The 25263-nt window shown below is 67.1% G+C and carries 21 protein-coding genes; 11 read left to right on the forward strand and 10 right to left on the reverse strand.

The window, feature by feature from the left end:
- Window positions 1-195: 195 nt before the first annotated feature.
- From murJ to ACIP5Y_RS32395, 6 genes are all read left to right on the forward strand, one after another.
- Window positions 196-4056 (forward strand): murein biosynthesis integral membrane protein MurJ, encoded by a 3861-nt coding sequence (gene murJ, locus ACIP5Y_RS32370; RefSeq protein ID WP_400355945.1) that lies wholly within the window; start codon window positions 196-198, stop codon window positions 4054-4056.
- Between the two features lie 306 nt (window positions 4057-4362).
- Window positions 4363-4980 carry an RNA polymerase sigma factor SigM gene (sigM, locus tag ACIP5Y_RS32375; protein ID WP_400355947.1) on the forward strand — a complete coding sequence of 206 codons (618 nt, stop codon included), beginning with the start codon at window positions 4363-4365 and terminating at the stop codon, window positions 4978-4980.
- Between the two features lie 119 nt (window positions 4981-5099).
- Window positions 5100-6113: a hypothetical protein gene (locus ACIP5Y_RS32380; RefSeq protein ID WP_400355949.1), complete on the forward strand. Its 1014-nt coding sequence runs from the start codon at window positions 5100-5102 to the stop codon at window positions 6111-6113.
- A gap of 104 nt (window positions 6114-6217) precedes the next feature.
- Complete coding sequence (trxB, locus tag ACIP5Y_RS32385; RefSeq protein ID WP_400355950.1) at window positions 6218-7201, forward strand: thioredoxin-disulfide reductase; 984 nt, start codon at window positions 6218-6220, stop codon at window positions 7199-7201.
- 11 nt (window positions 7202-7212) lie between these two features.
- Entirely contained in the window at window positions 7213-7539 is a 327-nt protein-coding gene (trxA, locus tag ACIP5Y_RS32390; RefSeq protein WP_397007923.1) for a thioredoxin, read from the forward strand.
- 219 nt (window positions 7540-7758) lie between these two features.
- Window positions 7759-8946: an N-acetylmuramoyl-L-alanine amidase gene (locus ACIP5Y_RS32395; RefSeq protein WP_400355952.1), complete on the forward strand. Its 1188-nt coding sequence runs from the start codon at window positions 7759-7761 to the stop codon at window positions 8944-8946.
- A gap of 62 nt (window positions 8947-9008) precedes the next feature.
- Here ACIP5Y_RS32395 and ACIP5Y_RS32400 read toward each other — a convergent pair whose 3' ends face one another.
- The 10 genes from ACIP5Y_RS32400 to rpmH all read right to left on the reverse strand — a co-directional run bounded on the left by ACIP5Y_RS32400 (window position 9009) and on the right by rpmH (window position 16349).
- The gene (locus ACIP5Y_RS32400; RefSeq protein WP_400355954.1) at window positions 9009-9728 is read right to left on the reverse strand and encodes a GNAT family N-acetyltransferase; all 720 of its coding nucleotides are present in this window, start codon (window positions 9726-9728) and stop codon (window positions 9009-9011) included.
- Window positions 9729-9888: 160 nt separating this feature from the next.
- Complete coding sequence (locus ACIP5Y_RS32405; RefSeq protein ID WP_400355955.1) at window positions 9889-10905, reverse strand: ParB/RepB/Spo0J family partition protein; 1017 nt, start codon at window positions 10903-10905, stop codon at window positions 9889-9891.
- 44 nt (window positions 10906-10949) lie between these two features.
- On the reverse strand, window positions 10950-11918 hold the full coding sequence (locus tag ACIP5Y_RS32410; RefSeq protein WP_400355957.1) for a ParA family protein: 969 nt from the start codon (window positions 11916-11918) through the stop codon (window positions 10950-10952).
- Window positions 11919-12327: 409 nt separating this feature from the next.
- Complete coding sequence (locus ACIP5Y_RS32415; protein ID WP_400355959.1) at window positions 12328-12672, reverse strand: hypothetical protein; 345 nt, start codon at window positions 12670-12672, stop codon at window positions 12328-12330.
- A gap of 85 nt (window positions 12673-12757) precedes the next feature.
- Complete coding sequence (rsmG, locus tag ACIP5Y_RS32420) at window positions 12758-13480, reverse strand: 16S rRNA (guanine(527)-N(7))-methyltransferase RsmG (RefSeq protein WP_400355961.1); 723 nt, start codon at window positions 13478-13480, stop codon at window positions 12758-12760.
- Window positions 13481-13576: 96 nt separating this feature from the next.
- Window positions 13577-14122, reverse strand: a complete 546-nt coding sequence (locus ACIP5Y_RS32425; protein WP_400355963.1) for a protein jag — start codon at window positions 14120-14122, stop codon at window positions 13577-13579.
- Window positions 14123-14198: 76 nt separating this feature from the next.
- Complete coding sequence (gene yidC / locus ACIP5Y_RS32430) at window positions 14199-15293, reverse strand: membrane protein insertase YidC (RefSeq protein WP_400355965.1); 1095 nt, start codon at window positions 15291-15293, stop codon at window positions 14199-14201.
- A 4-nt stretch (window positions 15294-15297) separates the two neighbouring features.
- A complete protein-coding gene (gene yidD, locus ACIP5Y_RS32435) occupies window positions 15298-15639 on the reverse strand; it encodes a membrane protein insertion efficiency factor YidD (protein ID WP_400355967.1) in 342 nt (113 codons plus the stop codon).
- Window positions 15636-16070: a ribonuclease P protein component gene (rnpA, locus tag ACIP5Y_RS32440; protein WP_400355968.1), complete on the reverse strand. Its 435-nt coding sequence runs from the start codon at window positions 16068-16070 to the stop codon at window positions 15636-15638. Before rnpA ends, yidD begins: the two co-directional genes overlap by 4 nt.
- A 135-nt stretch (window positions 16071-16205) precedes the next feature.
- Window positions 16206-16349 (reverse strand): 50S ribosomal protein L34, encoded by a 144-nt coding sequence (gene rpmH / locus ACIP5Y_RS32445; protein WP_033085250.1) that lies wholly within the window; start codon window positions 16347-16349, stop codon window positions 16206-16208.
- Window positions 16350-16998: 649 nt separating this feature from the next.
- Between rpmH and dnaA the strand changes: the two genes are divergently transcribed.
- The 5 genes from dnaA to gyrB all read left to right on the forward strand — a co-directional run bounded on the left by dnaA (window position 16999) and on the right by gyrB (window position 25229).
- Window positions 16999-18909 (forward strand): chromosomal replication initiator protein DnaA, encoded by a 1911-nt coding sequence (dnaA, locus tag ACIP5Y_RS32450; RefSeq protein ID WP_400355971.1) that lies wholly within the window; start codon window positions 16999-17001, stop codon window positions 18907-18909.
- Between the two features lie 768 nt (window positions 18910-19677).
- On the forward strand, window positions 19678-20847 hold the full coding sequence (gene dnaN / locus ACIP5Y_RS32455) for a DNA polymerase III subunit beta (RefSeq protein ID WP_400355973.1): 1170 nt from the start codon (window positions 19678-19680) through the stop codon (window positions 20845-20847).
- Window positions 20848-21002: 155 nt separating this feature from the next.
- On the forward strand, window positions 21003-22175 hold the full coding sequence (recF, locus tag ACIP5Y_RS32460; RefSeq protein WP_400355975.1) for a DNA replication/repair protein RecF: 1173 nt from the start codon (window positions 21003-21005) through the stop codon (window positions 22173-22175).
- A 73-nt stretch (window positions 22176-22248) separates the two neighbouring features.
- On the forward strand, window positions 22249-22815 hold the full coding sequence (locus ACIP5Y_RS32465; RefSeq protein ID WP_400355977.1) for a DUF721 family protein: 567 nt from the start codon (window positions 22249-22251) through the stop codon (window positions 22813-22815).
- Between the two features lie 374 nt (window positions 22816-23189).
- Complete coding sequence (gene gyrB / locus ACIP5Y_RS32470) at window positions 23190-25229, forward strand: DNA topoisomerase (ATP-hydrolyzing) subunit B (protein ID WP_400355979.1); 2040 nt, start codon at window positions 23190-23192, stop codon at window positions 25227-25229.
- Window positions 25230-25263 lie beyond the last annotated feature (34 nt).

Here is a 25263-nt window from a genome sequence, read left to right on the forward strand (position 1 = left end):
CCCGTCATGCACCGGCAACCCCGGCCCGTGCCCCCCGGCGCACAACGACCGCCACAGCCCACCCGGAACCCCGGTGGGCCGGACCGCGGTGCGGCAAACCGCACTCCGTCCGAAGAGCGCTACCACTGGGGGCACTCCGGCCCCGACGCCAATCGTCCACCCGGACAGGCCCCCCAGCGCTACCCCACCCCACCGATGTCCAATCCGCGGGCACAGCAATCACTTCCGCGGAAACTGCCCGGCGCCGTCGCCACCGCACCGCGCGAAGAAAAGCCGGAGAGCGCGAACGCCAAACTGGTCCGCGACACCGGCTCCATCGCCATCGCCACGCTGATCAGCCGCATCACCGGGTTCGCGAAACAGGCCCTGCTGCTCACCGTGCTCGGCCCGGCCATCGCCAGCGCCTTCACCGTCGCCAGCTCCATCCCGAACATGATCTCGGAACTGCTGCTCGGCGCGGTGCTCACCGCCATCGTGGTGCCCACCCTGGTGCGCGCCGAACGCGAAGACGCCGACGGCGGAGCCGCTTTCGTGCGCCGCCTCTTCACCGCCGCGCTCACCGTGCTCGTCACCGGCACCGTCTTCGCCATGGTGCTCGCACCGGTCCTGACCGAACACATCTTCCTGACCAAGGACGGCCAGGTCAGCACCGGACTCACCACCGCGCTCACCTACCTGCTGCTGCCCGCCGTCGTGCTGTACGGCATGTCGGCGCTGCTCATGGCGATCCTGAACACCCACCAGGTGTTCAAACCCGGCGCCTGGGCGCCCGTCCTCAACAACGTGGTCGTGCTGGTGGTGCTCGCCCTCTACCTGATCCTGCCGGGCGAGATCAGCCTCGATCCGGTCCGGATGGGCGAACCCAAGCTGCTGCTGCTCGGCATCGGCGTCACCCTCGGCGTCGCCGTCCAGGTGCTGACACTGCTGCCGGCCATCCGGCGTGAAGGCATCAACCTGCGGCCGCTGTGGGGAGTCGACGCGCGGCTCAAGCAGTTCGGCGGCATGGCCGCGGCCATCATCCTCTACGTCCTGATCAGCCAGGCCGGCTTCAGCTTCACGCTGCGCGTCTCCTCGCACACCGACGTCGCCGGCCCGACCATCTATCAGAACGCCTGGCTGCTGCTGCAATTGCCGTACGGCGTGCTCGGCGTGACCCTGCTGACCGCGATCATGCCGCGGCTCAGCCGCAATGCCGCCGCCGACGACACGCCCGCCGTGGTGGACGATCTCGGCGCGGCCACCCGGCTCACCATGATCGCGCTGGTCCCGATCGTCACCTTCCTGACCTTCGCCGGACCCCAGATCGGCCAGGCCATCTACGGCTACGGGCGCTTCCACCACCACGCCGAACGACTCGGCGAGGCCGTGTCCTGGTCCGCGTTCACGCTGATCCCGTACTCGCTGGTGCTGATTCACCTCCGGGTCTTCTACGCCCGCGAGAAGGCGTGGACGCCGACCTGGATCATCCTCGGCATCACCAGCGTCCAGATCACGCTCTCCGCGCTGGCGCCGTCGTTCGTCTCCGCCGACCACGTGGTCATCGCGCTCGGCGTGGCCCGCGGACTCGGCTTCCTGTGCGGCGCCATCATCGGCGGCTGGCTGCTGCACCGCAGCCTCGGCGACCTGCGCATGACCAATGTCGGCCGCACCATCAGCCGCGTCGTGCTGGCCTCCCTGGCCGGTGGCGCCGTCATGCTGATCGTCGACAAAGTGCTGGGGCTGCACCGGCTTTCGGACTCCTTCGGCGGGTTCGGCTCACTGCTCCGGGTCGGCCTCACCGCCATCATCATGTTCGGCGTGGCCTTCGGCTTGATGCGGCTCGCAGGCGTTCCGGAGATCGTCGCCATCACCGTCGCCATCTCCCGGCGACTCGGCATCACCCCGCCCGCACCCGACCTCGGGCTGGACGGCACGCCGATCGACGACATCCACGAAACCACCGTGCTGCCCCGGCCCGATCTGCGCGCCGCACCGTACTACTACCGGTTCGACCCGTACCTCGACGCGCAGACCATGGTGCTGCCCGTCATCCGACCCGATGCGGTTGACATCACCCGCTCGGATGAGTTCCCGTACCCTGTTCCGCAGAGAAGCGCAACCGCCGGATCAGGCGCGCCCACGGACAATCGCGGGCCGTCGGACAGCGCCCGCGCATCGGACACCGGAGTCCGCACGACATCGGATGCCGGTGGCTCGGTTCCGGCCCCGACACATCGGTCTTCGAGATACCAGGGCGAAGGAGGCATGAGGGTGAGCGACGACGCGGCAGGCGGTGTGCCGGCCGCAGAGGCTGCAACAACCGCGGGTGGCGCCCTTTCCACGGATACCCCTCCGCCCGGTGGGCAGAGCGGAAAGCCTGGCGGCAACCCCGAATCCACGGCCCGGACCAGCGAGTCCGGCGACGACGCGCCGGAGAACCTACCGGAAGAGGACCACGCCGGTCCCGAAACCGGTGTCTACGAAGCGGTCTCGCCACAGATGCCACCCATGCGGGTGGAATCGCCGAGCAAGAAGATGCAACGCGGCCCCAAGCTGATCCCCGGCGCCTCGGTGGCGGGCGGCAGATACCGGCTGCTGGCAGGCCACGGCGGGGCACGCGGGCTACGGTTCTGGCAGGCCCTGGATGTGAAACTCGACCGCGAGGTCGCGCTCACCTTCGTCGACGCGGACCAGAAGTCCGCCGACAACTCCGGACACGATGGGCCGCAGGCCATCCTGTCCCGCACCCTGCGCCTGGGCCGCATCAACTCACCGGGCCTGGCCCGCGTGCTCGACGTGGTCCGCGGCTCCTCCGGCGGCATCGTGGTGGCGGAATGGACACCCGGCCGCTCCCTCAAGGAGATGGCCGACACGGTGCCCTCACCCATCGGCGCGGCCCGCGCCGTGCGGGCGCTCGCCGCGGCGGCCGAAATGGCGCACCGCGGCGGCGGATCACTCTCCATCGACCATCCGGACCGGGTGCGCATCAGCGCCACCGGGGACGCGGTGCTGGCCTTCCCGGGCACCCTGTCCGACTCCGACGCGCAATCCGATGTGCGCGGCCTGGGCGCCATGCTCTACGCGCTCATCACCGCGCACTGGCCCATCCGGGTCGGCGGTATGAGCGGCAGCGCGGCCACCGTCGGCGGGCTCCCACTGGCCGATTTCGGACCGGACGGAACTCCGGTGGAGCCCAGGACGATTCGGCCCGAGGTGCCGTTCGAGATCTCGGCGGTCGCGGTGCGGTCGCTGGAATCCAACAAGGGCGTGCGTACCGCGGCCACCGTCCAGCACGTGCTGGAACAGGCGTCCGTGGTCGACCAGAAGACCGATTTCATCCCCGTGCTGCGGCTGGGCCAGCGCCCGCCGAGCGCGCCGGACGAAACCCTCGCTGATCCGGAACTGCTTGCGGCCGAGAAGGAACGGTCGCAGCGCATGATGTGGATCCTGGTCGGGCTCGGTGTGCTGGCCGCGCTCGTGGTCGGCGTGATCATCTGGTGGCTGCTGAGCGTCTTCGCGCCCGGCTCCGCCAACGCACCGCTCAACGAGCAGCGCAATATCGGCCTCACCACCTCGCAGCCCGTACCGGCGCCGCCGGGGACGCCGCAGGCGCCCGCGGCCACCACGCCCACGGGTGGGGTGCCGGTGCCGGTGACCGGGGCCATGGTGTTCTCGCCGGAGGGCACTCCGGACAATGTCGGCAGCGTCGGGTCGGTGGTGGACAACAATCCCGGCTCGTCCTGGCGCACCGACGCCTATTTCCAGCAGTTTCCGGCCCTGAAGAAGGGCGTGGGCATTCTGGCCACCCTGGGCAGCCCCAGCAAGCTGACCAAGGCCATCATCGAATCGCCCTCGCCCGGAACGAAGGTCGAGATCCGCACCTCGCCGACCGCCTCGCCGACCCTCGATCAGACCCAGCTGATCGGGTCGGCGGTGCTCGGCGACGGCACCACGGAGATCCCGGTGCAGGCCGACCAGCCTGCCCGGTACGTGCTCGTGTGGATCACCCAGCTAGCGAACAGTGGGGGACAGTTTCAGTCGTCGATCGCCAAGATCCACTTCGAGGCCACTGCGTAATCTGCCCTCCGCTGCGCTCCGGGCGGGGGTTCGCGGCCCTAAGTCTCGATTCTTCCCTCCCTCCGCTCCTCCAAGGCGCAGGTCTATGGAGCCGTTCGCTCCCCCGCTCCACTCAGTCCAGAACCGAGCCGGCCGCGAACCATGAGCGTCGAGTGATAGCCAGGGTGGATAACAGACTGGTCGCGCATTTCGTACCAAACGGCCGCTACCAGCACTTTTTCTTATTCACTGTTGCTATCGAATCGTTATCTTCGATATGATCTTGCCTCGTCGTTGTGGTCGAATTCACCGGCCCTGAGGGGATTCATGTCGCCTTTGAACGGATACGGGCGAGCGGTCGAGCGAAACGCTCGAGCGGTAGCGACGGCCGTCCGGCCGAACCTGGCAACCTCCACCGACCGGGAGCTACTCGCCGCCCACGCCGCCGGCGAACGCGACGCCTTCGCCGAACTGTTCCGCCGCCATCGCGACCATCTCTACCAGGTCGCCCGCCGCACCTGCCCCACCCAGGTCGACGCCGAGGACTCGGTCCAGGAGGCCATGCTCTCCGCCCACCGCAATGCCGCCGGATTCCGCGGCGACGCGGAGGTTCGCAGCTGGCTGCACCGGATCGTCGTCAACGCCTGCCTGGACCGCATCCGGCGCAACAAACTGCGCACCACCGTCCCGCTCACCGAGGACAAGGCCGACGAACACCGGTACGACAGAGACGATTACGCGGCCCTGGAAGCCACGCTGCTCGTCGACGCCGCCCTGTTCACCCTGCCCGACGAACAACGCACCGCACTGGTCGCCGTCGAACTACACGGCCTGACCATCGCGGAAGCGGCTGAGCGGCTGGGCATTCCGGAAGGCACCGTCAAGAGCCGGTGCGCCCGCGCACGGCAGCGCCTCACCGCGCACTTCCAGGCCATGCACAACTGAATTCCGTTCCGGCGCCGCAAAATTCCGGCACCGGAAAACGGCCGGAACCGTAACGATCTCGGCCGCGTCAGAAATAAAGTCAGGTCTGCGAATTTCCTACCCGAAGCCCTGGAGGGGCAATGGACGAGAAGGCCGAAACGGGCGCGCGGCGCCACCCGGCCGATAACGGAGCAGGAGCCATGGCCGGAACCATGCCGCCCTTCTCCGCCGAACTGCTCGCCGACCTGCACGCCGGCAACATCCCGGCGAAGGTGTCCGAGCAACTCTGGCCCGCGGTCCGCCGGGACCCCGCGGCCATGCGCTACCTGCACTCCCTGGACCAGGTGAACGATCGCGTCCGCGACCTCGGCCGCGACCCGCGCATCCTGCACCCCATGCCCGCCGACGTCACCGAACGGCTGGAACGCATGATCGACGAACTGGCCGCCGCCCCGATCGCGGCCACCACCGCACCGACTGCGACCTCTACCGCCCCGCGCGCGGCCGCCACCGTGCACCCGCTGCCGCGGCATTCCGGGCCGGCCGGCACCGCACCCCAGCCGGTGCGGCTCCCACCGGCCACCGCGCCCATGCCCGCACTCGGCGCCGCCATCTTCGACACCGGCCGCCTCGACCCGCGCGAACTCGAGGCCGACATGCCCGGCGCCGACGGCACTTTCGCGCCGGACAGCGACGGCGGTTTCGAGCCCGAGGCCGACGACACGCCGATCCGGCTGCCCGAACGGCCCTCCCGGCGGCTGCGCTGGCTCACCGCCGCGGCAGCGGTGGCGGCCGTCGCCGCGGGTGGCGTCGTCGCCGTGGACGCCCTGAACAGCCGTACCGTGGCCCCCGGCGGCCCACCGGCGGCCGACACCCAGCTGGCCGCCGATCTGCCGCCCACCGTCGTGCTGAGCGCCATGGGCAACCAGTCCTTCACCGGGCCGCTGTCGGCCGGGACGAACCTCACCGCGTGTCTCACCGCCGCCGGATTGAATCGCCCGATACTCGGCGCCCGGAATGTGACGTATTCGAACCAGCAGGCCGTCCTCGTACTGCTACCCGGAGCCAAGACACCGCAGATCACCGCGGTGGTCCTCGGAAACGGCTGCGGCGCAGGAAATCCGCAGGTCCTCGGCCGCGCCGACATCGGCTGAGACCCGAGCCCTCCGGAGCCCGCTGCCGAAGGGCAGGGAACAACAGCGTTTACGCTGTTGTTGACCGACACGCTCGTTCCACAAAATCTGCTTCGGAGGGCCCCTTGAGCACGCCTGTACGCGACCTGATCATTGTCGGTTCCGGGCCGGCCGGCTACACGGCGGCCGTCTACGCGGCCCGCGCGGAACTGCAACCGCTCCTCTTCGAGGGCACCCAGTTCGGCGGCGCGCTCATGACCACCACCGAGGTCGAGAACTTCCCCGGCTTCCGCGAGGGCATCATGGGCCCCGACCTCATGGAGGAGATGCGGGAGCAGGCCAAGCGTTTCGGCACCGACATCCGCACCGAGGACGTGGACGCCCTCGACCTGTCCGGCCCGATCAAGAAGGTGACGGTCGGCGGCGAGATCTACCAGGCGTACGCCGTCATCCTCGCCATGGGCTCGGCCGCCCGCTACCTGAACGTGCACGGCGAGCAGGACCTGCTCGGCCGCGGCGTCAGCGCCTGCGCCACCTGTGACGGCTTCTTCTTCAAGGGCCAGGACATCGTGGTGGTCGGCGGCGGCGACTCGGCCATGGAGGAAGCGACCTTCCTCACCAAGTTCGCCTCCAGCGTCACCATCATCCACCGCCGCGAGGAGTTCCGCGCCTCCCGCATCATGCTGGAGCGCGCCAAGAACAACGACAAGATCCGGTTCATCCTGAACTCGGAAGTCATTGGCGTGCACGGTGATTCGAGCGTCACCAGCCTGACCCTGCGCGACACCCGCACCGGCGAGACCAGCGAGCACGCGGCCACCGGCCTGTTCGTCGCCATCGGCCACGACCCGCGCAGCGAACTGGTGCGCGGCCAGGTCGACCTGGACGACGAGGGTTACGTGCTGGTCAAGGGCCAGAGCACCTACACCTCGCTGCCCGGCGTGTTCGCCGCCGGCGATCTGGTCGACCACACCTACCGCCAGGCCATCACCGCCGCCGGCACCGGCTGCCGTGCGGCCATCGACGCCGAACGGTGGCTCGCCGACCAGGGCGACATCACCAGCAACACCCTCGATCACGCCGGCGCGCCGGTCGAAGTGAACAACTGAAGGAGCACCCCATGTCCGACGCCACCAAGACCGTCACCGACAAGACCTTCGCGGACGACGTGCTGCTCAGCGAGAAGCCGGTCCTGGTCGACTTCTGGGCGGCCTGGTGCGGCCCCTGCAAGATGATCGCCCCGGTACTGGACGAGATCGCCGCCGCCAACAGCGACAAGATCACCATCGCCAAGCTCGACGCCGACAACAATCCCGAGACCGCCGCCAGCTACGGTGTCATGGCATTGCCCACCATGATCCTGTTCCAGGGGGGCAAAGAAACCAAGCGGATTGTCGGCGCAAAGGGCAAAGCGGCCCTCTTGCGCGAACTCGAAAGCGTTCTCTGACACCGCTGTGTAGGATTTCGGCGCCAGGAGGGGCCGGAGTTGGTAGCGAAAGCTCCCGCCTCCGGCCCCTCACACTGGCGTCAAGTTAGTATTCCTGCACTCGACAGTTGCCGAAATTCGGTCCGGGTCTGAGAGAATCGACCGACGCTCCGACCGTGCGAAGGTGTGAACCGACGCATTGTGGGTACCCGGGTTGGCGGAAGGAAAGGGCTCTCACGCATGCACCGACTTCGTCACGGCGATACCGGCCCAGCCGTAGCAGAGGTTCGGAGCACCCTGGCAAGCCTCGGGTTCCTGCACACCCACCCCGTCGAAGGGGCGAACGGTGAGTACTGGAAGGACGCAGACGCCTCCTTCGGTCACGACCTCGACTCCGCGGTGCGCGCCTTCCAGCAGCATCGTGGCCTGCTCGTCGACGGTGTCGTCGGCCCGGCCACCTATCGCGCGCTGAAGGAAGCCTCCTACCGGCTCGGCGCCCGCACCCTCATCTACCAGCTCTCCGCGCCCCTGTACGGCGACGATGTCGCCACCCTGCAGCGCCGCCTGCAGGACCTCGGGTTCTACGTGCACCGCGTGGACGGCTACTTCGGGCCGCACACCCACGACGCGCTCACCTCGTTCCAGCGGGAGATCGGCCTGTCCTCCGACGGCATCTGCGGTCCGGACACGCTGCGCTCCCTGGAACTGCTCGGCGCCCGCGTCACCGGCGGCAACCCGCACCGCATCGCCGAGGAAGAAGTGGTGCACCGGGCGGGCCCGCAGCTCACCGGCAAGCGCATCGTCATCGACCCGGGCCTGGGCGGACCGTACAAGGGCACGCCCGTACCCACCGAATTCGGCGACGTGTACGAGTCGGAGATCCTGTGGGACCTGGCCAGCCGCCTCGAGGGCCGCATGGCCGCCACCGGCATGGAGACCTTCCTGTCCCGGCCGTGGGGCGCCAACCCCTCCGATGCCGAACGAGCCGACACTTCCAACACTTTCGACGCCGATCTGATGATCTCGCTGCGCTGCGCCGGCAACCCCAGCACCTCCGCCAGCGGTGTGGCCAGCTTCCATTTCGGCAATTCGCACGGCTCCACCTCGATGATCGGGCAGGTGCTGGCCGGGTTCATCCAGCGTGAGATCGTGGCGCGCACCTCGCTGCAGGACTGCCGCACCCACGCCCGCACCTGGGACCTGCTGCGCCTCACCAAGATGCCCACCGTCCAGGTCGACATCGGTTACCTGACAAACGATTACGACTCCTCCGTGCTCACCAACCCGCGCATGCGCGACGTGATCGCGGAGGCCATCCTCATCTCCGTGAAGCGGCTCTACCTGCTCGGCCAGGACGATCAGCCCACCGGCACATACACATTCGCCGAACTGCTGGCCGAGGAATTGGCCGCGGCGGACCGCATCTGAGCCTTCGAAGCAACGAAAAAGGGGCCTGGGAGAACATCCCAGGCCCCTTTTCTGTCCGTAGGTCAGAGTGTCATGACCCGGTTGGGCATGGTCATGGAGGCGGCGGCGAGCAGCTGATCCAGCGCGCGCTCGACGTCTTCCTTCCACAGATGCTCAGTATCGAGTTCCAGCCGCAGCCGCGGGAAACGATGATGCGAGGCAACCACTTTGAAACCGACATCTTCCAAGAAGTCGGCCTCGATCATGCAGGTCTCCGGCGAGCATCCCGAGGGCGCCGGCGCGGGGGAGCGCCGCGGAGTCCCGATCCGCTCCCGCAGGGTCATCGACCCCACCGACGGCATGGGCGAGGTCGGCGGATCCTTGCGAATCCCGAACGCCTCGATCGCTCGCACGCCACGACGCATCAGATCGCCGACCACGGCCTGCAAAAGCTGATTGGCCACATCGGTGCCCTCGTAAGGGGATTCGGCCCGCAGCGTGGTGATGAGCACGGCATCCGGGCTCACCGGGGACGTGGGGAACAGGCCCGCGCGCGGCACCGCGCTGGGCGGCGCATAGAGCGCGCACCCGGCCGACTTGTCCTCCACCATGGCGACCTGCCCGCAGGAACCCCATTCGAGCAGGACCCGGGACAACCAGGCCTCCTTCTCGAAGACCGGGTCACTGAATTCACGACAATCCGCGGCCACGGCGGGATCCATCTCCCAGAACACGCAGCGCCGCGCGTGCGTAGGGAGTTTGTCGAGTCCGCCGAGGGTAAGTGCGGTCACGCTGGTCGACACTGCTCTGCTCAGCCTCCAGCTGTCCGATTCATCCACGCTCACGCCGCATCAACTGCTCGCCAGCCAGGATATGCGATCACCGCAATATGCCTCTCCACCGCATAGGAAAAGAGCCCCGTCACTGTGACGTTTCAGCCGAGGCCCCCAAGTAGGGCCCTTTTCAGAGCTTGGACTGCTCCATGAGACTCACGATCCGCTCCAGATCATCGATGGAACCGAACTCCACCGTGATCTTGCCCTTCCGCTTGCCGAGGCTCACCGTGACGCGAGTATCGAACGACTCCGACAACCGCTCCGCCACATCCTGCAGACCCGGCATCTGAATCGGCTTGCGCTTGGGAGCCGGGGGAGTGGTCCCGGCATCCGGATCCCGATTGGCCAGCGTCACGGCTTCCTCGGTGGCCCGGACCGACATACCCTCCGCCACGATCCGGGCGGCGAGTGCTTCCTGCGCCTCGGCTCCGGCTTCCACGGCGAGTAGCGCCCGGGCATGTCCGGCGGACAGCACGCCCGCCGCGACCCGGCGCTGGACCGGAATCGGAAGCTTCAGCAGCCGAATCATATTCGTGACGACCGGACGGGAACGGCCGATCCGGGAAGCCAGTTCCTCGTGGGTGACGCCGAACTCCTCGAGCAGCTGCTGATATGCGGCCGCCTCTTCGAGCGGATTCAGCTGCACCCGATGGATGTTCTCCAGCAACGCATCGCGCAGCAGCGACTCGTCCGCGGTCTCGCGCACGATGGCCGGGATCGCGGTGAGTCCCGCCTCCTGACTCGCCCGCCACCGCCGCTCGCCCATGACGAGCTGATAGCGCGGCTCCGGCAGGGTCGACACCTGACGCACCACGATGGGCTGCATGAGCCCGAATTCCTTGATCGAGTGCACCAGTTCGGCGAGCGCCTCGTCCTCGAAAACCTGACGCGGCTGCTTCGGGTTCGGCTCGATCTGCTCGGGCGGGATCTCCCGATACACCGCACCCGCGTCCAGCGCATCGGCGCCTTCGACCGGATCGGGGACCCGGTGCAGATACGCGGAGGCCGGCTGCGGGCCGATCGGGTCTACACCGATGACGACATTGGCGGCGGCACTGCCGAGCCCGCCGGGTGTGGTCGCGGGCCCGGTCGGGATCAAGGCCGCGAGACCGCGGCCCAGTCCACCTTTCTTCGCCTGACTCATCGGCTTACCGACCCCTTTCGTTGTTCAGCGCACCCGAAATTCAACTACACACCGGATTCTGCGCCGGGCTGGGGCACCGGCTCGGTCTGGCGCGCCGTGCGCGCCGCAATCTCTCGTCCCGCATCGAGGTAGCTCATGGCGCCTCGTGAACCCGGGTCGTAGTCGAGCACGGTCATGCCGTAGCCGGGCGCCTCGGACACCTTGACGCTGCGGGGGATGACCGAGCGCAGCACCGCGTCACCGAAGTGCGAGCGCACCTCCTCGGCCACCTGATCGGCGAGCTTGGTGCGGCCGTCGTACATGGTGAGAACGACGGTGGAGACATGCAATTCGGGATTCAGGTGCGCCTGCACAAGACCGATATTGCGCAGCAACTGGCCCACGCCCTCGAGTGCGTAGTACTCGCACTGGATGGGGATGAGCACCTCCTTGGCCGCGACCATCGCATTGACGGTGAGCAGGCCCAGCGAAGGCGGGCAGTCGATCATGACGTAGTCGATGTCGTACCCGGCGAGATTGGCTTCCTGGATGGCGGCCTTCAGGCGGCCCTCGCGGGCGACCATGGAGACGAGTTCGATCTCCGCACCGGCAAGGTCGATGGTGGCGGGGATACACATCAGACGCTCATTGTGCGGGCTCTGCTGGATCGCTTCACTCACCGTGCACTCGCCGATGAGGAGTTCGTAGCTGGAGGGGATGCCCGAGTGGTGGTCGATGCCGAGGGCGGTGCTGGCATTGCCCTGCGGGTCGAGATCGATCACCAGCACCCGCATGCCCTGGATCGCGAGGGCGGCGGCCAGGTTCACGGCGGTGGTCGTCTTGCCCACGCCGCCCTTCTGATTCGCGATGGTGAGGATCCGCTGTTCCCGCGGGCGGGGTATGGAAGCGGCGGTGCCGGAAAGCACCTGGGTGGCACGCTGCGCTTCGGCGGCAATCGGGGTCTCGGCGCCGGAGATGTTCCCGAACGGGGTGCGGTTGAACTCCTCTGCATCGAAGGGACCGCTATCGAGCATGCCTGGAACCCGGGACGTTGTTTCCCGTGAAACATTCGCCGGACCGTTGGACATACAGGCTCCTAACCCCGAGAACTCAAAGACACGTGGCCGAGCAGAATTCCGCGCACCCGACAGCAGCAGCCGCAACGCTGCGTCGTCACCGAGGAGATGCGAGGTGTGAGATCGATACCCATTCCGAAGCCGTTCCGCTGACTCCCAGCCGATTTCGAGCCGGTGCCGGGCATCTCGAGTCTGCGCTCACGCTCGACGTTCACTAGCTTGCCAGTACGGGACACAATACGGAAGTTGAACGGGAATCATCTCGGTGCGACACGCGAATCTAGCAACCTCGCACCCCATTCGAGTCATGTTTCACGGGAAACATTGCCCGAGCGGGCAAACCGGGGAGGGGTGTCCGGGGGAGGGGTCACTCCGTCACGGTGACGGTAACGTACCGGGCGCCGGCATCCGGCTGACTGGCCGCCAACTCGTGCGTGCCTCCGGTCGAAGGACTCCAGTCGGTCGACGCCGTCGGGCCGGCGGCCATCACCTGAGCGATCTCGGATCCATTGTCGGTGAAGGTAACCGGGAGGGGATTGTCGCTCGGCGCCACCGTGGCGGTCACCGTATAGGTCTGCCCGACCGAGACCCGGACGGCGGACACCTCGACCTTCAGCACGACCGCCTCGGCGCGGGGCGCGGCGCACCAGACGCCCGCGGCGAGTACGAGGGAAAGACCGGCCCCCACACCGGCGCTCCGGAAAGATCTCATGGGTACTCCTGCAGCGCATCCCGCAGCCGCACCGCGCATTCCGCCTCCGCCCGGTGCCTTCGCATCCGCGGGGATGATTCGGACGCTACCCCTTCGCGCGCTTCTCGGCACGAACCCCGGCGCGTCGTTCCTTCCGGGGGAGTCGCTCGGCGCTGATGACCACAGTGGGCGTCTCCAGCACTCCCACACCACATTCCAGGACTTCGGTCTTACCGGCGCCCGCCTTGGTCAGTTCGGCGCGATCCCGCTCGAGTTCCTCGGCCGCGCTGATTCCCTTGAGCGCCAGCATCCGTCCGTGATCCCGGACCAGCGGCATGGACCAACCGGCGAGCTTGGCCAGTGGCGCCACCGCGCGGGAGGTGACCACATCGGCGCCGCCCGCTTCCTTCTTCACCCCGGCCTGCTCGGCCCGCCCGCGCACGATGGTCACATTGGTCAGTCCCGCGGCATCGACGAACTCGGCGAGGAACAGGGTGCGGCGAAGCAGCGGCTCCACCAAGGTGATTCGAAGGTCCGGGCGCGCGATGGCGAGCGGGATGCCGGGCAGGCCCGCGCCGCTGCCGATATCCACGACCGTCGCGCCCTGGGGGATGAGGTCACCGATCACGGCGCAATTGAGGATGTGCCGATCCCACAGCCGGGGAACCTCGCGGGGTCCGATCAGGCCGCGCTCCACGCCCGCACTCGCGAGCACTTCGTAGTAGCGGCGGGCCAGCGGCAGCCGGTCCCCGAAGACGACCGCGGCAGCGGCGGGCGGCTCGGCCGAACCCTGATCGATCGCCTCGGCGTCAGGTTCCACGTGAAACATCCTTCCAACTCTCGCGTCGTTCCGATTGCAGATAAGCGTAGGGCCCCCGGTCCATTCGAACCGGGGGCCCCGAGACTGCGTGTCCGCGCGGCGGACTCAGCCGGGCAGGACCACCACGCGGCGGCTCGGCTCGACGCCTTCGCTCTCACTCACCACACCGTCGACGGCGGCGACGGCGTCGTGCACGATCTTGCGCTCGAACGGAGTCATGGGGACCAGCACCTCGCGCTCGCCGGACTCCAGCACCCGCTTCGCCGCCTCCGTGCCGAGGGCGCTCAGCTCGGAGCGGCGGTTGGCGCGCCAGCCCGCCACATCCAGCATGAGCCGGCTGCGCACGCCGGTCGCCTGCTGCACGGCCAGACGGGTCAGCTCCTGGAGCGCGTCCAGGACTTCACCGCGCCGGCCGACCAGCTTCGCCAGATCCTTACCGCCGTCGATGCTGACGACCGCGCGGTCACCCTCCACATCGAGGTCGATGTCACCGTCGAAGTCGAGGACATCCAGCAACTGCTCCAGGTAGTCGCCCGCGATCTCACCCTCTTCGATGAGCGCTTCCTCGGTGTCGTTCGCGTCGTTCGCGACTTCGGTCGCTGCCGTCGCAGCCGTCACAGTGGGGTCCCCTCCGTCGGTTTCAACAGTCATGGTTGTTTCCTTCATCTGGAGTTGTCGGCGCGATGCGCCGCAGCAGCTTTCTCAAATCTGCACAGCGGCCGGAGAGTCAGCGACGCCGCTTCTGGTTCGGCCGACCACGATTGCCCGAACGCTTCTTGGCCGTCGCGGGTCGCGCACCCGGCGAAGGCTTCGCGCCCGGCGCGGGCTTGGAACCGTTCTGCGACGCCTGCGCCGGCGCGTCCTCGAGCGGAGCGTCCTGCACGCCATCGGTCTTCGCGTCCTGTTTCTTCCGGACGTCGACCGGCTTCGCCCCCGGCTTGGGAGCGTTCTGCGCGCGGCGCTCCAATGCGGCTGCCTTCTTCGCCTCTTCTTCCTTCTCGATACGACCGAAGACGAGGTGCTGCTGCGCATAGGTCCAGATGTTGTTGGACACCCAGTAGATCAAGATGGCGACGGGCAGGAACGGGCCACCGACCATGACACCGAGCGGGAACACATACAGCGCAAGCTTGTTCATCATGGCGGCCTGCGGGTTGGCGGCGGCCGCCTCCGACTGCCGGGCCACCGAGGCGCGGGCGTTGAAATGGGTTGCCACACCGGCGATCACCATCAGCGGAATGGAGACGGCCGCGATGGCCACCTTGCTCGGGATCCCGCCGTAGTGCGCGAAGGAATCCAGCATGGTGGTCGGCTGCGTGATGTACGCCGAGAGAGGAGCGCCGAAAAGCCGTGCCGACAGGAAGGATTGAACATCCGGCACGCTGAAGATGTAGTTCGGCGTATTGGCATTCTGCTCGGGCGACATGCCGAGCTGGCCGATGCCGTGGCCGGTGCGCTGGAACGAACGCAGCACATGGAACAGACCGAGGAACACCGGCACCTGCAGCAGCACGGGCAGGCAGCCCATGAGCGGGTTGAAGCCGTGTTCCTTCTGCAGCTTCTGCATCTGGACCGTCATTTCCTGACGGTCGTTCTTGTACTTCTTCTGCAGTTCCTTGATCTGCGGCTGCAGCTCCTGCATCTGCCGGGTGGTGCGCACCTGCTTCACGAACGGCTGGAACAGCACCAGTCGCAGGGTGAACACGAGGAACACCACGGCAAGTGCCCAGGCGAACCCGCTGTTCTTGCCCAGCACATACCCGAAGGCCTGGTGCCAGAACCACAGAATGGCCGACACCGGGTAATAGATGAAGTCGAGCACGGCTCTATGCACTCCCGTCGTTCGTATCGCCGGTCACCGCAGGCGGTGACCCTTCACAAGCTTGTGCCGCGTGCCGGTGACCGTGATCCTTGCGAGCAGACCGAGGTTCCGGTACGGGGTCCCACCCACCAGGGTGCCAGGGCGCACATTTCGCCAAACGGACGGCCGCCAGTCCGAGACCGACGAACAGTCCGCGGGTGCGCAACGCGGTCACCGCGTACTCGCTACAGGTGGGCGTGAACCGGCACACCGGCATCCGAGTGGGAGAGATATAGGTCCGATACAGCTCGATGAGGAATATCAGAGCTTTGGCCGGGAGCCGGGCAGCGGCGCGCACACCATTCATGATTCGCCACTCACAGGGATACCGGCCTCACCTTCGGCCGTGTTCGATTCACCGCTCGCGGTGGTGATCATCCCGAGTTTGCGTAATCCGGCGTGCAACTGCCGATGCAGGTCTTCGGAGGTCGCGTCCGCGGCCCCGGGGAGCGCACGAATGACAACGTCTGCGCCGTCGGGCAATTCGGCCACGAAGCTTGCGCAGATATGACGCAGGCGGCGGGCCACCCGGTGGCGTACCACCGCCGGACCCACCGCCTTGCTGACGATCAAGCCGAAGCGCGGACCGCCCACCCGGATTGCCGGGTCGGATCCGTTCGCTTGGTCGTCGTGTAGCAGTAGATGCACAACGAGGTCCCGTCTCCCGATCCGCCGGCCCTGCCGCACCGTCCGGGAGAAGTCGATGCGTCGATGCAGCCGGTGATGCTCAGGCAGCACCTGAGCATCCGTCGGAATGCTGGGGGATGGGGGACCGGAGACCGGACGGCGAGCCGTGCGAGCGACTCTGCGACGAGCCGTCGATTCGACTCAGCGGCGAGCCGCACATCCGACTCTGCATCCGGGATTACCGAATCAGGCCGTCAGCTTGGCGCGGCCCTTGCCACGCCGAGCGGAGACGATGGCGCGACCCGCGCGGGTGCGCATCCGGAGACGGAAGCCGTGGACGCGCGCCCGACGACGGTTGTTCGGCTGGAACGTCCGCTTGCCCTTGGCCACGGTCAACACTCCTCTAGGTGGTGGGCGTCCTTTGACGCCCGAAGCTTTGTCGGTGATACGTGCTCTCGGTGAATCCTGGGATTCTCCGGCGCAATACCCTGGTAGGCACGGGCAGCAGACAGCCGCCACCGCACCATAGGGTGACTGTAGAAGGGTACTTACCCGCTGAACGAGAATCAAACTCGGGGGTGAGTGACCCTGGACTCCTCCGCCTCTCCGGGACTTCAGCGCCCGGCTGAGTGCCGTCATCAGCTGCGCATGCGGTGAACGGTCAGGTACCGAACCTATTTTGGACGTCCCCGACGAGTTACCCCGAAACCTGCGAAATCAGTCGTTCCGCCCCGCAACTGCGGGTTTCGTCTCGTGAGGGGATGTCGTGTACGGTCCTTTCCACGGCCTAGACGTGACCGCGGTTGACTTTGCCAGCGATTAGCTGTGAACCCGCAGGTCCGAGCCGGATTCGCCCCATCGGACACGCGGAGACGTGTATCCCCAGGTTTTCCACATCTGTGGATAATTGTGTGGAAAGACCCCTGGAGTGGCATATTCGTAGGGCTGGCGGTGCCTCGCCGACGCCCGGCGACTGGGGGAGCCGAGCATACGACGGCCGTCTGCTCCTATCGACATACATCCGGGGAGGAACGCGTTCGTGGACGACGAGCAGAATGTGCTGACCGCTGTCTGGCCGGAGGTGATCGCCGAACTGGCGGACGGCTCGGCGGACGGTGAGATCCAGCCGGTCAGCAAGGCGCACAAGGCGTGGCTCAACACTATCGAACCGATCACCTTCGCACAGGGATTCGCCCTGCTCTCGGTGCCGGGAACGATGGCGCAGGTCACGGTGGAGCGCGATCTGCGTGAGATCATTCTGCGCTCGCTCGCCCGCCGCGGCCTGCAGGTGGAGGGCCTGGGTGTGCGTATCCGCGCCCAGCAGCATCCGCCGTCGGACCGGTCGGCGAATCCGCCGCGGCACGCGCGCATGACCTCCCGTCCCGAGCGGCCCCGCGAACCCAAACCCGCACCTCGGTCCTACGCTCCGGAACCCGTCGGCTACGGCCAGGAGCCGGTCGGATACGGCCAGGACACCAACGGATACGCCCAGGAACCGCAGCCGGCCGAGCGTCCGGCACCCGGTTATCCGGCGCCGCAGGACTACCAGACGACGCGCTACCTTCCTCCCCAGGACTACCCGGCCGAGTACGGCGAGCGGGATGCTTATCCACCTGTGGAATTCGGGCAGCCGTCGATGGCCGAAGAGTTGCCGGCGCCCGCTCCGGAGCCGCAGCAACCGCCGCGTCGCCGTGATAATCACCGGGCCCAGAGCATGCCGCCCGGCCAGGAAGCGCTCTTCTCGCCCGAAGCGGACGACGACGAACCGCCCCGGCCCGCACCGCGCCGCATGCCGGAGGAACCGGCCGCCCGCCGCCCGGTCGACGAGGACCACGACGACGAACCGGTGGTGAACGTCCGCAATTCGTGGCCGACCTACTTCAACCGGCCGCCCGAGCGGGAGCCGCAGTCGTCCTCACCTTCGGCCAGCCTGAACGCGAAGTACACCTTCGAAACCTTCGTCATCGGCGCGTCCAACCGGTTCGCGCATGCCGCGGCGGTGGCCATCGCGGAAGCGCCGGCCCGCGCCTACAACCCGCTGTTCGTCTGGGGCGCTTCGGGTTTGGGCAAGACGCACCTGCTACACGCGGCGGGGCACTACGCCCAGCGGCTGTTCCCGGGGATGCGCGTGAAGTACGTGTCCACCGAGGAGTTCACCAACGACTTCATCAACTCGCTGCGGGACGACCGGAAGGTGGCGTTCAAGCGCCGCTACCGGGAGACCGACATCCTGCTGGTGGACGACATCCAGTTCATCGAGGGCAAGGAAGGCATCCAGGAGGAGTTCTTCCACACCTTCAACACCCTGCACAACGCGAACAAGCAGATCGTGGTGTCCTCCGACCGGCCGCCGAAGCAGCTGGCGACGCTGGAGGAGCGGCTGCGGACCCGGTTCGAGTGGGGTCTCATCACCGATGTGCAGCCGCCGGAGCTGGAGACGCGGATCGCGATCCTGCGCAAGAAGGCCCGGATGGATCGCCTGGATGTGCCGCATGACGTGCTGGAACTCATCGCCAGCCGGGTGGAGCGCAATATCCGGGAGCTGGAGGGCGCGTTGATCCGGGTGACGGCGTTCGCGTCGTTGAACGGGCAGCCGCTGGATCTGTCGCTGGCCGAGGTGGTGCTGCGGGATCTGATGCCGGATACCGCGACGCTGGAGATCACGGCGGCCACGATCATGGCCGTGACCGCGGAGTACTTCAACACCACCCTGGAAGAGCTGACCGGGCCGGGTAAGGCGCGGCCGCTGGCGCAGGCCCGGCAGATCGCCATGTATCTGTGCCGTGAGCTCACGGATCTATCCCTGCCGAAGATCGGCCAGGCGTTCGGCCGCGACCACACCACGGTGATGTACGCGGAGAAGAAGATCCGCAAGGAGATGACCGAGCGGCGGCGTGTGTACGACCAGGTTCAGGAACTAACAGCCCGAATCAAACAGCGGTCCCGGTAATCCACAGTCCACAGGCCCCCACGTCGATTGACGTGGGGGTCTTTCGTTTTCGGGGGTGTGGATTCCTCGAGGAGTCCTCGAGGAGGGTGTGTGGATTCCTCGAGGAATCCCACTGTTGTCCACCGGTTCGCTACCAGGCCTCTACTAACAGGGGTGCACAACAAGTAGTGCACAGTTCCCACAGGTGAATTCATCCTCGAGGGCTGACCAGCGGTGATGGCAGTTGTGCCATGTGGATTCCTCGAGGAGTCCTTGTCGAGTCCTCGAGGAATCCTCGAGTTGTCCCCGGATCGGCTCAGATGTTGGCAGCGGGCCCGGAAACCGGGGAGCAACTCGAGGATGGCTCGAGGATGGATGTGGAGTAAGGCGTTGCCTCCACAGCCACCCGCCGTTAACCCTCGAGCCATCCAGACGACATCCCCACGCCGCCGCACGCTCCTGCCTGCGGAAACGGGCGAAGTCCACAGAACTAACAGGACCTATTACTACTGAGATTTCTCTTCTAAGAATCCTTCTTCTAAAACAGGGTGTGTGGAAAGTCGGTCTGGGAGGGGACGGTTCGATGGGTAGCTCCTCCCCACTCGATCGGGAGGCAAGGAGGACAAGGGGCGAGGGATCCCGTCCGCTCGATGCGTCCCGAGGGCGGGCCGGAACGCCGGAGGGTCGGCGTAGGCGTCGCGGCGCTGCGCAGGTACGGTTTGGTGTCGGCCCCGTGTGCGAGACTGCCGATTACACGACTGATCGAGACTGGGAGAGGACAAACGGGCGATGGAGCTTGCCAGCATGAAGTTTCGGGTCGCCCGCGAGGACTTCGCCGAATCCGTAGCGTGGGTGGCGCGCAGTCTGCCTTCCAGGCCTCCGGTGCCCGTGCTGGGCGGCGTTCTTCTCGTGGCTGACGAGGACGGCCTGACGGTGTCCGGCTTCGACTACGAAGTCTCCGCGCAGATGCGGGTGGCTGCCGAGGTCGCCGGTCCCGGGCAGGTGCTCGTATCGGGCCGCCTGCTGGCCGATATCACCAAGGCGCTGTCCAACAAGCCGGTGGATGTTTCCGTGGACGGCACGCGGGTGCTGATCCAGTGCGGGAGCGCCAAGTTCTCGTTGCCGACCATGCCGGTCGAGGACTACCCCCAGCTGCCCGAATTGCCGCCGCAGACCGGCGAACTCGGCGTCGACCTGTTCTCGGCGGCGGTGGGCCAGGTGGCCGTGGCCGCGGGCCGGGACGACACGCTGCCGATGCTGACGGGCATCCGGGTGGAGATCGAGGGCCCGAAGGTGGTCCTTGCCGCCACCGACCGTTTCCGGCTGGCTGTGCGCGAGCTGGAGTGGCAGCCGGGCCGCGCGGATGTGGAGACGGCGGTGCTGGTTCCGGCCCGCACCCTGTCCGAGTCAGCGAAGACGCTCGGTGCGTCCGATCAGCCGGTGCAGCTGGCGTTCGGTACCGGCACCGACGGCCTGCTGGGCATCGTGAACGGCGGCCGCCGCACCACCACGCGCCTGCTCGACGCGGAATTCCCCAAGTTCCGTCAGTTGCTCCCCAAGGAGCACACCTCCATCGCCACCCTCACGGTGAGCGTGCTGACCGAGGCCATCAAGCGGGTGGCCCTGGTGGCCGAGCGCGGCGCCCAGGTGCGGCTGGAGTTCTCGGAGGAGGGCCTGCTGCTCTCCGCCGGCGGTGACGATGCGGGACGGGCCGAGGAGTGGCTGGAGGCCGATTTCCTCGGTGAGCCGCTGACCATCGCCTTCAATCCGGGCTACCTGATCGACGGCCTGTCCGCGCTGCATGCCGAGAAGGTGGCGTTCGGGTTCACCACTCCCAGTCGTCCGGCGGTGCTGCTGCCGGCGGCGCAGGAGGAGCCGCAGCCGCTGGAGTCGGGTGCGTACCCGGCGCTGACCGGAAACTACATCTACCTGCTGATGCCGGTGCGGCTCCCGGGCTGACCGGGCGCAACCTGTGCACAGTGTTGACAAACCTGTGAAAAACTCGGCGCGCGTAGCGGATTCGCTGCGCGCGTTCGGGTATCCACATGGCTTTTCCCCAGGCCAGGGTTTCGGGGGCGAAGCCCCCGAGTGTCCCGAGAGTTGGTAACTGCCGCGTGTACGTGCGTGCGCTGTCGCTGCGCGATTTCCGGTCCTGGGAGGCGGCCGAGCTCGAATTACCGCCTGGTAGAACCGTTTTCCTGGGCTCCAATGGGAACGGCAAGACGAATCTGATCGAGGCCCTCGGCTATCTGTCCACACTGGGTTCGCACCGGGTGGCGGCCGATGTGCCGCTCATTCGTATGGGTGCGCAGCGGGCGCGGATCGGTGCGACGGTTGTCAACACCGGTCGTGAGTTGCGTGTGGATATGGAGCTGAATCAGGGGTCGGCGAATCGCGCGCAGATCAACCGTTCTCCGGTGCGCCGGACGCGGGAGATCCTGGGGATTCTGCAGACCGTCCTGTTCGCGCCGGAGGATCTGTCGCTGGTCCGGGGCGATCCGGGGGAGCGGCGGCGCTTCCTGGACGAGCTGGCCACCGCGCGACTACCGCGGCTGGCCGGAGTGCGCGCGGACTACGACAAGGTGCTGCGGCAGCGGTCGGCCCTGTTGAAAACCGCTGGGCGGAATGCCCGTTCGGGTGCGCGCGGTGCGGAGATGAGCACCCTCGATGTGTGGGACGGCCATCTGGCGGCGCACGGTGCGGTGCTGGTGGCGCAGCGGCTGCGGTTGGTACACGAGCTTTATCCACATATTGCACAGGCTTATTCAGGTATCGCGCCCGAATCGCGGCCCGCCGCAATCGGTTACCGCAGTTCGAGTCTGCCGCCGGAATTCCTCGACGTCACCAGAACGCCACGTGACGATGACGAGCAGGTGCTGGAAGCCATCCTGTTGCAGGAGTTGTCCACAGCTCGTCCCAAGGAATTGGAGCGCGGTGTATGCCTGGTCGGTCCGCATCGTGACGATCTGGAGCTGATGCTGGGGTCCGCGCCCGCGAAGAGTTTCGCGAGTCACGGTGAATCGTGGTCGTTCGCACTGGCTTTGCGGCTGGGTGCGTTCGAGCTGCTGCGGACGGCCGGCACCGATCCGGTGCTCATCCTCGATGATGTGTTCGCCGAACTGGATCGCCGCCGCCGCACCGCGCTGGTGTCGGTGGCCGCGACCGCCGAGCAGGTGCTGATCACGGCGGCGGTCGCCGAAGATGTTCCGGCAGAGCTGGAGTCGACGCCGATGCGGGTCGAGACGGTCGGCGAGGCGGACAGTCGCACCTCCCGGATCGCCGAATAGGCGTCCCGCGTGGTTGTCGGTGGCATGGGGCAGAATCGGTCGGAACAGGGTCCCGGACGGAGAGAGGTTGCCGATGGCTGACCAGCCGGAAAACACCGATTCCGGTGCCGCGGGCCCGGAGCCCGAACTGCGCGGGGTGGATCTCGCGCGGCGAGCTCTCGAGGAGGCGCGGGCCGCGGCCCGCGCGGCCGGGAAGTCCGTCGGCCAGGGCCGGGCCTCGCCGCGCAAGGGCGGAGTGCGGGCGCTGCGCCGGCGCAGTGGCTGGTCCGGTGCGGGTCCGGACGAACGTGATCCGCAGCTGTTGTCGTCGCTGGCCATGTCGCTGGCGAAGGGCCGCGGCTGGTCGGGGAAAGTAGCCGAGGGCACGGTGTTCGGCCGCTGGTCGGACGTGGTCGGTGAGGACATCGCCTCGCATGCGCAGCCGGTCTCGCTGGAGAACGGCGTGCTGAGCATTCAGGCCGAGTCGACGGCCTGGGCGACGCAGCTACGCATGTTCCAGTCGCAGATTCTGGCCAAGATCGCGGCGGCGGTGGGCAACAACGTGGTGACCCAGTTGCGCATCAATGGCCCGACGGCGCCCAGCTGGCGCAAGGGTGAGCGGCACATCAAGGGCAGAGGTCCGCGCGACACTTACGGGTAGCCCGTCGATGCTGGTCGGCCGACCTGTTTCACGTGGAACCACGATGATCGCCGCGAACCCTGTCGCTATCGGTTTCCGGCGACCCGCGTGAGTGCCCGCTGAAGCTACCGGGACCCCCCGCGCCTATGGCCGGACACGTTGATGGTCGATTTCACTCCCGTACGGGTCGCTCAGGGGTGTCATAGGTGCATTCTGTGCGGGTCGTACCAGTAGGATGGTGGAGTAACTAGCGGCGATACCTCCCGGCGCGTTCCGCAGCGCCCGCGCGTGGGGCCCCGTAACTCTCGAGCAGACATGCCAAGAGGGCCCGACGTGTGCCGTTCACTGTGCCGGGAGGATCAGCAAGTAAGGAGAGCTACCGACCAGTGGCTGCCATGGACTCCAATGCAGACGGCTCGACCCAGCCCACGCAAGGCAAGCAGACGTACGGTGCCGACTCCATCACCGTCCTCGAGGGTCTCGAAGCGGTGCGCAAGCGCCCCGGTATGTACATCGGTTCCACGGGTGAGCGCGGTCTGCACCACCTGATCTGGGAGGTCGTCGACAACTCGGTCGACGAGGCGATGGCCGGGTACGCCTCGCGCGTCGATGTCACCATGCTCGCCGACGGCGGTGTCGAGGTCGTCGACGACGGCCGCGGTATCCCGGTCGCCATGCACGCGCAGGGCGTGCCCACCATCGAGGTGGTCATGACCCAGCTGCACGCCGGCGGTAAGTTCGACGGCGAATCCTATGCCGTCTCCGGCGGTCTGCACGGCGTCGGCATCTCGGTGGTGAACGCGCTGTCCTCCCGCCTCGAGGCGGAGGTCGACACCGACGGCTCCCACTGGACCCAGGAGTACAAGGACTCCAAGCCCGGCAAGCTGATCCAGGGTCAGCCCACCAAGCGCACCGGCACCACCATCCGGTTCTGGCCGGATCCGGAGATCTTCGAGACCACCACCTTCAGCTTCGAGACGGTGGCGCGGCGCCTGCAGGAGATGGCGTTCCTGAACAAGGGACTCACCATCACGCTGACCGATCAGCGCATCAGCGATACCGACATCACCGACGAGGTGGTCAGCGAGACCGCCGAGGCGCCCAAGCACGCCGACGAGACCGCGCGGGCCGCCACGCCGAAGGTGAAGACCCGCACCTACCACTACCCGGGCGGGCTCGAGGACTTCGTCAAGCACATCAACCGCACCAAGCAGCCGATCCACAACTCGATCATGTCCTTCACCGGCAAGGGCACCGGTCACGAGGTCGAGGTCGCGATGCAGTGGAACTCGGGCTACTCCGAGTCGGTGCACACCTTCGCCAACACCATCAACACCCACGAGGGCGGCACGCACGAGGAAGGCTTCCGCGCGGCGCTCACCACCGTGGTGAACAAGTACGCGAAGGACAAGAAGCTTCTCAAGGAGAAGGACGCGAACCTCACCGGTGACGACATCCGCGAGGGCCTGGCCGCCATCGTGAGCGTGAAGATCGCCGATCCGCAGTTCGAGGGGCAGACCAAGACCAAGCTCGGCAATACCGAGGTGAAGTCGTTCGTCCAGCGCACCTGCAACGAGCACATCTCGCACTGGTTCGAGGCCAATCCGGCCGATGCGAAGACCATTGTGCAGAAGGCGGTTTCGTCGGCGCAGGCCCGTGTCGCGGCGCGTAAGGCGCGAGAGCTGGTGCGGCGCAAGTCCGCTACCGATATCGGTGGCCTGCCGGGCAAGCTCGCCGACTGCCGCTCCAAGGATCCGAGCAAGTCCGAGATCTACATCGTCGAGGGCGACTCCGCCGGTGGTTCGGCCAAGTCCGGCCGCGACTCGATGTACCAGGCGATCCTGCCGCTGCGCGGCAAGATCATCAATGTGGAGAAGTCGCGGATCGACCGCGTCCTCAAGAACAACGAGGTCCAGTCGATCATCACGGCCTTCGGCACCGGTATCCACGACGAGTTCGATATCGCCAAGCTGCGGTATCACAAGATCGTGCTGATGGCCGACGCCGACGTCGACGGCCAGCACATCTCGACGCTGCTGCTGACCCTGCTGTTCCGTTTCATGCGGCCGCTGGTCGAGCAGGGGCACGTGTATCTCGCGCAGCCGCCGCTGTACAAGCTGAAGTGGCAGCGCAGCGAGCCCGAGTTCGCCTACTCGGACCGCGAGCGCGACGGACTGATGGAGCGCGGCCTGGCCGCCGGCAAGAAGATCAACAAGGACGACGGCGTCCAGCGCTACAAGGGTCTCGGCGAGATGAATGCCAAGGAGCTGTGGGAGACCACCATGGACCCGGCCGTCCGGGTGCTGCGCCTGGTCACCCTCGACGACGCCGCGGCCGCCGACGAGCTCTTCTCCATCCTCATGGGTGAGGACGTGGAGGCGCGGCGCAGCTTCATCACTCGCAATGCCAAGGACGTGCGGTTCCTCGACGTGTAGCGGAGCCGAGTGGGGGCTAGGGGAATCGAACCCC

The organism is Nocardia sp. NPDC088792 (assembly GCF_044750615.1).
Taxonomy (GTDB): Bacteria; Actinomycetota; Actinomycetes; order Mycobacteriales; family Mycobacteriaceae; genus Nocardia.

What these genes read in the sequence shown, in the direction of transcription:
- murJ (WP_400355945.1), top strand. Translation starts at nt 196, where the DNA reads ATGTCCAATCCGCGGGCACAGCAATCACTTCCGCGGAAACTGCCCGGC.
- sigM (WP_400355947.1), top strand. Translation starts at nt 4,363, where the DNA reads ATGTCGCCTTTGAACGGATACGGGCGAGCGGTCGAGCGAAACGCTCGA.
- ACIP5Y_RS32380 (WP_400355949.1), top strand. Translation starts at nt 5,100, where the DNA reads ATGGACGAGAAGGCCGAAACGGGCGCGCGGCGCCACCCGGCCGATAAC.
- trxA (WP_397007923.1), top strand. Translation starts at nt 7,213, where the DNA reads ATGTCCGACGCCACCAAGACCGTCACCGACAAGACCTTCGCGGACGAC.
- ACIP5Y_RS32395 (WP_400355952.1), top strand. Translation starts at nt 7,759, where the DNA reads ATGCACCGACTTCGTCACGGCGATACCGGCCCAGCCGTAGCAGAGGTT.
- ACIP5Y_RS32405 (WP_400355955.1), bottom strand. Translation starts at nt 10,905, where the DNA reads ATGAGTCAGGCGAAGAAAGGTGGACTGGGCCGCGGTCTCGCGGCCTTG.
- ACIP5Y_RS32410 (WP_400355957.1), bottom strand. Translation starts at nt 11,918, where the DNA reads ATGCTCGATAGCGGTCCCTTCGATGCAGAGGAGTTCAACCGCACCCCG.
- ACIP5Y_RS32415 (WP_400355959.1), bottom strand. Translation starts at nt 12,672, where the DNA reads ATGAGATCTTTCCGGAGCGCCGGTGTGGGGGCCGGTCTTTCCCTCGTA.
- rsmG (WP_400355961.1), bottom strand. Translation starts at nt 13,480, where the DNA reads ATGTTTCACGTGGAACCTGACGCCGAGGCGATCGATCAGGGTTCGGCC.
- ACIP5Y_RS32425 (WP_400355963.1), bottom strand. Translation starts at nt 14,122, where the DNA reads ATGACTGTTGAAACCGACGGAGGGGACCCCACTGTGACGGCTGCGACG.
- yidD (WP_400355967.1), bottom strand. Translation starts at nt 15,639, where the DNA reads ATGAATGGTGTGCGCGCCGCTGCCCGGCTCCCGGCCAAAGCTCTGATA.
- dnaN (WP_400355973.1), top strand. Translation starts at nt 19,678, where the DNA reads ATGGAGCTTGCCAGCATGAAGTTTCGGGTCGCCCGCGAGGACTTCGCC.
- ACIP5Y_RS32465 (WP_400355977.1), top strand. Translation starts at nt 22,249, where the DNA reads ATGGCTGACCAGCCGGAAAACACCGATTCCGGTGCCGCGGGCCCGGAG.
- gyrB (WP_400355979.1), top strand. Translation starts at nt 23,190, where the DNA reads ATGGACTCCAATGCAGACGGCTCGACCCAGCCCACGCAAGGCAAGCAG.